Origin of the sequence: Pseudoalteromonas aurantia, assembly GCF_005886875.1 — a bacterium.
Classification (GTDB): Bacteria; Pseudomonadota; Gammaproteobacteria; order Enterobacterales; family Alteromonadaceae; genus Pseudoalteromonas; species Pseudoalteromonas aurantia_A.
The window spans coordinates 63,821-73,506 of record NZ_PNBY01000008.1 but is presented as its reverse complement, the minus strand read 5'-3'; the positions used below and the strand labels follow the sequence as shown (position 1 = coordinate 73,506).

Here is a 9,686-nt window from a genome sequence, read left to right as displayed (position 1 = left end):
GAAACACCAGCTGTTGAAACGCCTGTAGTTGAAACACCAGTGGTTGAAACACCTGTAGTTGAAACACCAGCTGTTGAATCACCGGCTGTGGAAACACCAGTGGTTGAAACCCCAGTGGTTGAATCACCAGAGGTTAAAACACCTTTAGCTGCAACATCTACTGTCACATCACGTGTACGTTACAATAGAACAGCCTTTGCACCGATGAAAAAGGCCAGTAGTGTTGAGGATGGAGCGTTAGAAATAACGCCATCAGCTATGCCACATGAAGCACGTGAATTAGTCGCGAACTCAGGTCTTTCTGCTGGTTCTAAAGCACCAATGGGTAGAGCTAGCGCAGAGATGGCTTCTCCGCCACTAACCGACTAAATATAGATTGGTATTTGACTTAAAAAGGCCGCAATTGCGGCCTTTTTTAATACATTTCCCCGTACTAGAGCGGTTAACGTATCCGTTGAATTAAGTTTTGCAACATAGACATCAAAAGTCGTACCTACTCAAACGCACTTGTTAGTAATACAATAAGGTAAATGTACTTTCATTTTTGCATGCATCGTCACTCAGAGCAGCTCTAACATCACTCATGCTTTTTATGTCCAACAGCACGAGATTATAGCTGTACTATCAAGCTATAAGATACCTGCATGTACAATATATATTTGAAAAATGATGAAGGTCGGATGTCAGATAGAACAGCCAACTATGAATACATAGTTGGCTTACATTGATGTTTTAAAGTAGAGTTACTGTATGTAGAGTGCTTCTTTTGATAAGACTTTATCTAAGTAACGCTTTGTTTCATCATAAGGTAAGCGACTTTGTAATGTCTTAAGCACAAGCTCTGGTGACATAGAGTTTATCACCCTACTGGCCTTTTTAATATTACGTGAACCATCACTATTAAATACCCTTGCAACATTACCTGCACCGGTGTTGTAAGCAGCTATTGTGCAGTATTTTCTGTTTAACGGATCTTCTATATGGCGCAAATAACGTTCGTTCAATAAATGTAAATAGGCAGTGCCTGCTTCAATATTATTATCTGTGACGTATAAATATGGCCCTGACATAGGCTCATCAATATCATATAGAAACCGATTAACATCAACTCCTGCACTGGTCGGCACAACTTGCATTAAGCCATATGCCGGAATAGGTGATTTAGCAAGTGGGTTAAAATGGCTTTCGGTATGCATAACAGCCAATACCAAACTATTGTCTATTGAAAAGCGCTCACTTTGTGCTTGAATTTGTTTTACATATCCGCTGGCACGTTTTTGAGCCAATGTATTTTTAGGCAATGTGATCACAAACTCTGTTACCACTGTGTCAGTGCTCTTTTTGGGTAAATCTTTAATACTTTCTTTAAGCTTTTTGATCCGCTTAACTTGCAACGCTTCAATTACTTGCTTTTTTGCCTTTAGCTGCGCAGCTGCCTCTTCATCTTGTTGATCATCTATTACATTAGATGTAGCAGTATTATCATCGTTATCAGCTAATACGGTATCAAATTGCTTATCAATTACTTGCTGCTGTTGCAACGTTTGCGATTTAATCTGCGCTTTTGCTGTTATCAGTGCTGTGGCCCGTTTTGCATTATCAACAACATACGACTGCGCTTTTGTTATTGCTTCTTGCTGGTCCTTGATTGAGTGGTGCTGAAAGAACTCAGTTAATAATGCACTATTTTCTTGTAAAAAGTTTTTAAATGCTTGTTGTGCTTGCGCTTTAGAAACATCTTGCTTGCTACTGTGCTTAACACTAACCACTAACTGATCTTGCTCAAAATCAACCATAAGTCTTGCGTTATTATCTTTTGCATAATGTACATATTGACTGCGGGACGAAATTTGAGCATCCCCCCATTCTAATATTAAATTATCTCTGTATGCATCAAATTCAGCGAAATGTGCTTCAACATATTTGTCATATTGTTCAAAATGCTGTGTTTTAAATTGTTCAAACTCATCCTTGTCTTGTACTGTTTGCTGACTGGCTTTCCAACTTGCCATAGCTTGTTCTAATTCAGCATCGAGTTGTACTTGACTTGCGTATAAAGAAATCGGTAATAGATGAGCTGAGACAACAAATGCGATTAGTTTTTTCACTATGTCGTCCTCAGTTGATCACTTTAGATAAAGCGAAATTTAGAATATCGCGCAACAGTAGTCATTACGCGAAGTATCAAGTGCTAGTTGGTTAATTTAGCTATTTCTTTGTCTAAGTCTTGCTCAGCTTTAAACGCTTTAAATTCCTGATATAAGAACTGTTCGTCTTTTGCATTGATCTTAGGCTTTGTTTCTTTGATTAAATCCTTAAACAAAGTTTTTGTTAATTCTGGTGATAATGTCGTCAATGCGCAAAAGTAATCCTTACCACCAATTTCTACAACATCAGCTTTAACAATGCGAGAACCATTCAACGTTTGCTTCGTTAGCTGCTTTGATACTGAGCTAAACGTTGTGCCAACGCTTGATTCATCATTAACATCGGTTCTATTTGCAAATGTTTTATCTAAGCCTTCAATACGAGTTTCAATTTGCTGCGCAAGCGCAAGACGTGCATTTGCAACAGCCATTTTTTGATCAATAGAAATGTTACCTGAATACTTGATGCAATCTGCAGCTGCAATTCCATTTTCTACAACTGGGTTAAGCACCCACTCAGGAATATTGACACTCGAGCCAGCTGCTGAATTGTCTTTAGTTGCGCTACACGCAGACAATGTCCCTGCAATAATCAATGTCGTTAAGATTGGTTTCAATTTCATTTTGGTTCCTTTAAGCCTTGAGTGGTTTATATTTAATCTAGCAAAACTAATTAGTATTAACAGTAATAAAGTGTATGAACGTTTTTTAACAAAAATTATCTTTTCATATCAATTATTTTTATCTACTTTGTAGGAGTTATTGTAATATGTCCTCAATTTGAAATTGAGTGCAAAGGACGCATCTTTGAATTCTATCACTACACACGTTTTAAAACCTTTACTAATGCTTGTTACTTTAACATGTTTAAGTGCTTGCAACGTAACGCATTTTGAAAAAAACAATGCAATTAACTTAGCTCAAAAAGGAGAGCTAGTATCTGCACGAACAGCAATTAAACGTCATTACAGTAGCCAAGGTAAAAATAGATTACTTTACCACCTAGAGCTAGCTACTTATTTCCAGTTAGAAAAAGACTATCAACAAAGCAACAAGCACCTAACGCATGCAAAAGATTTATTGGAATCATTTTATACGGTGAGTTTATCTGAAACCGCGCTATCACAATTTAGTGGTCCAACTTATACAACGTTTCATGGACAGAAATATTACCGTCCACTATTGCACGTAATGAAAGCACTTAATTACAATGCACTCGCCATAGCTCAACCAGAAAATAGAACGGGACTGCAAGATTCTGCATTGGTTGAAATGCGACAACTCAACCTTTATTTAGAAGCCTTAACAGACGAAACTGGAGGCTATAACCCTTCTGTAAATGACAAGCTCACCAATCAAATTTACGCAATTTTAAAGCCTATTTTGGCACCTAAAGTATTACTCTCAAGTATTGACTATCGAGATGACGCATTTGCTCATTTCCTCAGTGGTGTTATTCATGAACAAAATGGCGAATTAGACAGCGCGAGACTGCAGTACCAAAGAGCCGCATCAGCCTATGAAAATGGGTTTGCCAAGCAATATCAACTGCCGCCAGATACAACCAAGCAAGCTTATAATAACCTAGCGCGTGTAATGACTAAAAGTGGTGGCTACGAAATAGAATTAGAACGCCTAAAAGGCAAAATGGATCCGCAACAGCAAAACCATTTAAGTCAACTGACCGTTATACAAAATATCGGCGTGGCTCCTCAACGCAAACAGTTTAATTTAGTATTAACCGCGGATCATGATTCCAAAGCACTGGTTATGACTCCTATCCCATTTGGTACCCACGCTGAACGCCAAGCACAAATTCAGTGGTTTCAAATGCTATTTGCGGATACCAGTATTTTCGATATGCTCCAAAACTATACAATGGGTGATGGTTCAGATGTTGCACTTGGGTTTGTAACCAAGCGCTTGCCTCTCGGCGGTCTTTGGGACAACGCTAAAAAAGTGGGACTCATTGATGCTTTGCAATACGGCGCTCGGATCTCGGTAACCTACTTAGCCCCACCAAAAGAAAGAATAAAAAGTACAGAAATCTGGGTCAATGGTCAAAAACACTCTCAATTATACCCTTTTCACTCGATTGAACTGCTAACAGTGCAAAACGCACTAAAAAACGCGAATACTGAAATCCAACTTGCTTTAACAAGAGAAATAGTAAAAGCAATCGGCGCTCAAAAGCTCATGCAGAAAACGGGTTTACAACAGCATGAAGTATTTGGCAGCCTCGCAAAATTTGCGACCTCAGCAGTTAATGCTATTACAGCAGCTGCCGATACCCGACAATGGCAGTCACTCCCGGCTCAGATCAGAGTAGCTCAAATCCCTCTGCCAACAGGTGAACATAACATCATCATCAAAACACAGCTTAATTCAGGACGTGTTATTAATCAGACGGAACAAGTCAATGTAAGTGGGCAAATGTCACTGTGGCAAACACGAACGTTTATCGATGCACCACCGCAATCAAAGTCTTCTACGTCATCATCAATTTTTAATTTGGACTAAATAGTATGAAAAAGCCTTCTAATATAATTAAACTAACCCCTATTCTTATTGCATGCTCATTGGTATTGACCGGTTGTAAAACAACTGAAGTACGTCGTGTTGATGCTAACCAGGAAGTTGCGCTGTCAGATAAATGGAATGGAAAAGATTCTCAGCTGGTTTCTGAAGCAATGATCAATGACATGTTAAGCTTTCCATGGGTAAGAGATCACCTTGCTAAAGAAGGAACACGCCCAGCGATTATCATTCAATCTGTACGTAACAAATCTCATCAACATATTGCCGTAGACACCTTCTTGAATGACTTAAAACGCTCAATATTACGCTCTCGGCAAGCCGACTTCGTTGCCAGCGCAGACCTACGTGGTGAAATAAGAAATGAAAGAAAAGACCAAGAGCTCAATGCCAGCTTAGAAACGCAAAATGAGATGGGCCAAGAGCAAGGTGCCGATTATGCACTGTCGGGCACAATCAATTCATTTGTAGACGAGCAAGGCGGAAGTCGTGTAACTTTTTACCAAGTAGATCTGCGCTTAATCGATATGACAACTAACCGCGAGGTGTGGAATGGACAGAAGAAAATTCAGAAAGTGCAAGAGCGTTCAAGCTATGGCTTCTAAAACAAGTATTGCATTATGCATCAGCCTCACTTTATTGAGCGGCTGTCAAAGTACCAATGAACAGTCTTCTTCAACAACACAGCCTCTATGGATCACTGAAACGCCAAGATCTGATTATATGGTATATGGTGTTGGCTCAGCAAAAAGTAGTGGAGATTTGCGTCAGGCACAATTAGCGGCTCAAGAAAGTGCACGATTGGAATTAGCAAAACAACTCAATATTTCAATTACCGGCTCTACGACTGTAAAACAATCTGCGACAACAAACTCAATGCAATTTCACGTTGAAGAATTAATTAATTCCAATGTACCCACCATCCAATTGCAAGGCGTTAAAATAGAGCAAGAGTTCCAAAAAAATGAGGTTGCTTATGCATTAGCCACATTCAATAGAACTGAAGCAATTATGCAAACTGAACTAAATATCAACGCTTTAGATACGCAAATTAGTCAATTTAAGTTACAAGGAGCAAGCAAATCAGAGCTTTTGCACAAAGCCATTAAAGTAAAGACATTAGCGGCAAAACGTCACAAGTTAAATACCTACTTGCAGATGTTACAAAGTCCAAATGTAACCCCCTCTGAAGCGGTCAACACGAAATTAGAAACCAGCGAAGGTATTTTAAATGGCTTGAGCTTCACTGTTGTATCAGATCATTTGAAGCATGCAAAAGTACATGATTTACTATCTAGTGCACTTACCAGCAACGGGATAGTCATAAAACCTAGCAATGCAGATTTTGATTTAAGTTTCAGAGTAGAGTGGCAAGAAATATACAAATCAGGTACATACTACTCTATAGCAGAGAGCTATATGGTTGTTAGTGAAAATGGTGAGGAAAAAGCCCACTTTAACAGTAAAGTAAAAGCGGCATCATCGTACCAAGAAACCGCGAAAAGTAACGCAATGAGTAAGCTAGCTGACAAGTTATCTAACCAACTTGCTAAATTTATTGTATCTGGACACTCGTAATATTAGCCGGGTATAAACGGTCTTATGTGTATAAATTCAGACCTTCATACCCGCCTATTTATAAGCTTAATTACTCACTGTCTTCATAGTGTCGCTGCAGTTGATCTTTCAAATTGGGTGGGATCCCCTTAATGGTTAAAGTATCTGTTGCTGCATTATATGTGACTCGTTCTCCCAAATGTTTACGCTCAAAACCAATACTTACACCACCGCCTAACCCTGAAAACTTAACCATGCTGGTGACTGTTTTCTTATCTACCGGAAATGACTCCTCTAGTGCGTAATCCTGATCTTTATAGAAATCATCAAATTGTGTGTCGCCTGACTTCGATAATGTCTCTGATAAAGTTTCTATATTAGCGTCTTCACCAGAGGCAACACAGTCATTACAATAATCAAACACCTCCTTTCGAAGTGTGTCTTTTTCTTGCTTATCGAATTGTTGTTCGCTTAAGTAATCTTCAACCGCTTCAAGCATCACCTGAGATTGTTGCTTAGGGTCTATCCCCTCTTCGCAGCCTAAAAAGTCTAAAAAGAAATCAGCTACTTTACGGCCAGCCCGGCCTTTTATAAATGAAATATAACGGGCATCATCAGGTTGGGTATCCCAAGCCGATAAATCAATCTTGGCTGCTAATTGCATACGAGAAATATCCAAATGCCTAGAAGAAGATAAATCAAGATCTGACGTAATAGAATAATGGTCTTTAATATTTATCAAGGCGATTAATATATAATCAGTTGCCACATATTGATAATGGCAAAAAACCAAATAGCCAGTTTCATTAAATGCGTATTTATTTAATTCTTCTTTGAGTACTTCCGTGGCCTGTTCTGTCATATGCCAAAAACCAAGCTCATCATTACGATAACTTTGCATCGCTGCTGATACTTGGCTGTTCTTATCACCACTAAATGCGCAGTACCCTTTCCCAGGCTTTCCGTTATAAGCGTGATGTAGCTGTTCGATAAATACATTTACACGATCATTAACCTGCATCTCATCATTGCGTAAATGAATTTGTGTATCTTCATCTTGCTTGTCTACATAATGTACAACAAGCTTATTCACCTCAATGCTCATCTTTGTTTTTCACGCCTCTAGTGTTAAAATAAATAAATTATAACTCTTTAATATTGAACTTACTGATGCCTATCCAATCAAAATACTCCAACAAGCAAGTTGAAGACATTGTTGACCAACTACTAAACGTCTTAACTCAACAAAATGCGACAGTTGATTTAAGCCTAATGTGTTTAGGAAATTCTATCACGCATATTATAAAAGAGCATGTGCCTGAAGGAAAAAGACAGGCGGTTACAGCGAACTTTGCAAAAGCACTAGAGCAATCGGTAAAATAACTGAATGAATTTATCCCCTCACAGCCCTTTTTCATCAAAAGCTAGCCAGTTACTCAGTTGGGGCCACTGGTTTACTTTTGCGAACATTGGGCTGGTATTATTGATCAGCAGCAGCTACCTATTTGCCGACAAAAGTCCAACCTCTTTACTCGGTTGGTTTTACATGATGATAACTTGGGTTAGTCACACAAGTTTCATTACGTTTAGTGCATTTGTTCTCACTATTTTTCCTTTAAGTATGATATTCCCCTACCCTCGGCATATTCGTGGTATGGCTGCTATCATTGCCACAGCTGGCATTTGCGTACTAAGCTTAGACGCATTCGTTTATTTTCAGCTAGGCTACCACTTAAACTTCTCTTCACTACCAGATATTATCACCGCCCTGTGGAAAACCATTGTAGGCTCTCCGGTAATTACCTCTATTTTAAGTATCGGGTTTGTGCTGCTCATTTTTGCACTGGAGCTTATTGCTGGGAATCATGCTTGGCGCCACCTAGATAAGCTTAAGTGTTTCAAATTCCCCCGCTATGCAACGGGACTATTGGTTTCTTGCTTTGCAATGAGCCATAGTATTCATATTTGGGCTGATGCAAATGCATACTTTGACATCACCAAGCAAGATAATGTCCTTCCATTGTCATACCCAACCACGGCGAAAAAGTTACTTGCGCGTCATGATTTATTAGACATTGAACATTATCAACAAGCGACTGAAATTCATTTGGATAACACGCAAAATCAGTACCAATTGCCGCATTCTTTGCCTAGTTGTAGGTCATCTAATCAAGCTGTTACTGTCCTTTACTTTGTTGACACATTGGCGTTAGAAGATTTTATACAGGATAAGCCTGAGTTAACAGCCGTGCCCCAGCTGATCCAACCATCAGACCATCAAGATGCTCTTTTTAACCTTGCTTTTGGGTTACCAGCATACTATCAAACCGCGAATAATCCACACCCTTCATGGGATCCAAATAACCATATTTTGGCGCTACAAGAGCCTGACAAAAATAGCGAAAACGTTAATGCCAACAATGAGCCGCCGCTTATCTCTGTCATTAATGGGTCAACTAACAATATTACGTATGACAAACAACGGTACTATTTCATATTTTCATTGGCTGAGCCAAAAAGCGATGTGGTGATAAGCAACACCTATTATACCAATATACCTACGCTACAAAATATTATGGGGTTTAAGCAGTTACAAGATATCACCTACACATTGCTCGCTGAGCATTTTAGCTGCGCGAAGCTTGCTGAGGCGACCATGATTGCACGTAACTTAACGCATAGTAGGAGTGAGGGCGTAAACTTTACCCAAGGTGTGCTCGTCGCGCTTAAAAAAGATCGCATCACACTTGTGAAAAGAGATGGAAGTTATGAACATATTTCTGGTGCCGAAGGGTTTGCTATCAAGCAAAAGCTAGATGTTCCCTTCTTAATTCAAAGTATCAAAACGCTTAAAAAGTTTTCCGTCAATACCTCAAACAAATAACACTTGCCAATAAGCTCTAATCGGCTATCTTAATATTAAGGAGATAGCCGAAGGACGCACCATGATTAAGATAATTATTGCATTTTCATTGTTATTTAGCACTTTACTCGATGCCAAATCAGTCGTTAATTACTATAAGTGCGTAAACGAAAGAGGATCAACTTACAGTCAATTCCCATGCGGTCAAAACGCAACACAACATACTCTTTCACATTCAGATCCAGATGTTGCCATTCCCTCAGAGCAACACTATAAAACCCTCAATCAGCTTGAAAAAAAGCAGCTCGTACGTAATCTCAAAAAGTCATTGCGTGCCAAGCGACATGAGGTCGCTATTTTAAATAGAGATAGAGATCGTGCTACACGCGATCAACAAGAGAGGATCCGTCATGTTATGGATGATAAAAAGCGTAAGGAAACCGTAAAAGATATCAAAAAGCAGCTTAAGTCGATTAATAGAAAGCATAAAAAAGAAGTTAAGGTGGTCACGAAGCAAATAGCTAGGATAGAAAAAAAGCTAAAACGCTATGAATGATTTATCAAGGTCTTTGACAAAGAGCCAG

General features: G+C 39.1%; 9 protein-coding genes and 1 pseudogene. 7 read left to right on the top strand and 3 right to left on the bottom strand.

Annotated features, from left to right (window positions below; translation table 11 throughout):
* Nucleotides 1-369, top strand: a pseudogene (locus tag CWC18_RS01180) (ribonuclease E); the annotation flags it as partial.
* Nucleotides 370-743: 374 nt separating this feature from the next.
* Here the strand turns inward: CWC18_RS01180 and CWC18_RS01175 are convergent.
* Complete coding sequence (locus tag CWC18_RS01175; protein WP_138674533.1) at nucleotides 744-2,108, bottom strand: transglycosylase SLT domain-containing protein; 1,365 nt, start codon at nucleotides 2,106-2,108, stop codon at nucleotides 744-746.
* Between the two features lie 83 nt (nucleotides 2,109-2,191).
* The gene (locus CWC18_RS01170; RefSeq protein ID WP_138591792.1) at nucleotides 2,192-2,770 is read right to left on the bottom strand and encodes an LPP20 family lipoprotein; all 579 of its coding nucleotides are present in this window, start codon (nucleotides 2,768-2,770) and stop codon (nucleotides 2,192-2,194) included.
* A gap of 184 nt (nucleotides 2,771-2,954) precedes the next feature.
* Between CWC18_RS01170 and CWC18_RS01165 the strand changes: the two genes are divergently transcribed.
* From CWC18_RS01165 to CWC18_RS01155, 3 genes are read left to right on the top strand one after another with little or no spacing between them, the layout of a single operon-like run.
* Nucleotides 2,955-4,667, top strand: a complete 1,713-nt coding sequence (locus tag CWC18_RS01165) for a hypothetical protein (RefSeq protein WP_138674532.1) — start codon at nucleotides 2,955-2,957, stop codon at nucleotides 4,665-4,667.
* A 5-nt stretch (nucleotides 4,668-4,672) separates the two neighbouring features.
* Nucleotides 4,673-5,287: a penicillin-binding protein activator LpoB gene (locus CWC18_RS01160; RefSeq protein WP_138674531.1), complete on the top strand. Its 615-nt coding sequence runs from the start codon at nucleotides 4,673-4,675 to the stop codon at nucleotides 5,285-5,287.
* Nucleotides 5,277-6,260 (top strand): LPP20 family lipoprotein, encoded by a 984-nt coding sequence (locus CWC18_RS01155; RefSeq protein ID WP_138674530.1) that lies wholly within the window; start codon nucleotides 5,277-5,279, stop codon nucleotides 6,258-6,260. Before CWC18_RS01160 ends, CWC18_RS01155 begins: the two co-directional genes overlap by 11 nt.
* A 70-nt stretch (nucleotides 6,261-6,330) precedes the next feature.
* Here the strand turns inward: CWC18_RS01155 and yejK are convergent, their stop codons facing one another.
* Entirely contained in the window at nucleotides 6,331-7,344 is a 1,014-nt protein-coding gene (yejK, locus tag CWC18_RS01150; protein WP_138591789.1) for a nucleoid-associated protein YejK, read from the bottom strand.
* 65 nt (nucleotides 7,345-7,409) lie between these two features.
* Between yejK and CWC18_RS01145 the strand changes: the two genes are divergently transcribed.
* The 3 genes from CWC18_RS01145 to CWC18_RS01135 all read left to right on the top strand — a co-directional run bounded on the left by CWC18_RS01145 (nucleotide 7,410) and on the right by CWC18_RS01135 (nucleotide 9,658).
* Nucleotides 7,410-7,622, top strand: coding sequence for a DUF1414 domain-containing protein (locus CWC18_RS01145; protein ID WP_119859780.1), 213 nt, complete (start codon nucleotides 7,410-7,412; stop codon nucleotides 7,620-7,622).
* 4 nt (nucleotides 7,623-7,626) lie between these two features.
* On the top strand, nucleotides 7,627-9,123 hold the full coding sequence (locus tag CWC18_RS01140; protein WP_138674529.1) for a DUF3413 domain-containing protein: 1,497 nt from the start codon (nucleotides 7,627-7,629) through the stop codon (nucleotides 9,121-9,123).
* Between the two features lie 61 nt (nucleotides 9,124-9,184).
* Complete coding sequence (locus tag CWC18_RS01135; RefSeq protein ID WP_119859782.1) at nucleotides 9,185-9,658, top strand: DUF4124 domain-containing protein; 474 nt, start codon at nucleotides 9,185-9,187, stop codon at nucleotides 9,656-9,658.
* Nucleotides 9,659-9,686: the final 28 nt, after the last annotated feature.

What these genes read in the sequence shown, in the direction of transcription:
- CWC18_RS01160 (WP_138674531.1), top strand. Translation starts at nt 4,673, where the DNA reads ATGAAAAAGCCTTCTAATATAATTAAACTAACCCCTATTCTTATTGCA.
- yejK (WP_138591789.1), bottom strand. Translation starts at nt 7,344, where the DNA reads ATGAGCATTGAGGTGAATAAGCTTGTTGTACATTATGTAGACAAGCAA.
- CWC18_RS01170 (WP_138591792.1), bottom strand. Translation starts at nt 2,770, where the DNA reads ATGAAATTGAAACCAATCTTAACGACATTGATTATTGCAGGGACATTG.
- CWC18_RS01135 (WP_119859782.1), top strand. Translation starts at nt 9,185, where the DNA reads ATGATTAAGATAATTATTGCATTTTCATTGTTATTTAGCACTTTACTC.
- CWC18_RS01140 (WP_138674529.1), top strand. Translation starts at nt 7,627, where the DNA reads ATGAATTTATCCCCTCACAGCCCTTTTTCATCAAAAGCTAGCCAGTTA.
- CWC18_RS01155 (WP_138674530.1), top strand. Translation starts at nt 5,277, where the DNA reads ATGGCTTCTAAAACAAGTATTGCATTATGCATCAGCCTCACTTTATTG.
- CWC18_RS01145 (WP_119859780.1), top strand. Translation starts at nt 7,410, where the DNA reads ATGCCTATCCAATCAAAATACTCCAACAAGCAAGTTGAAGACATTGTT.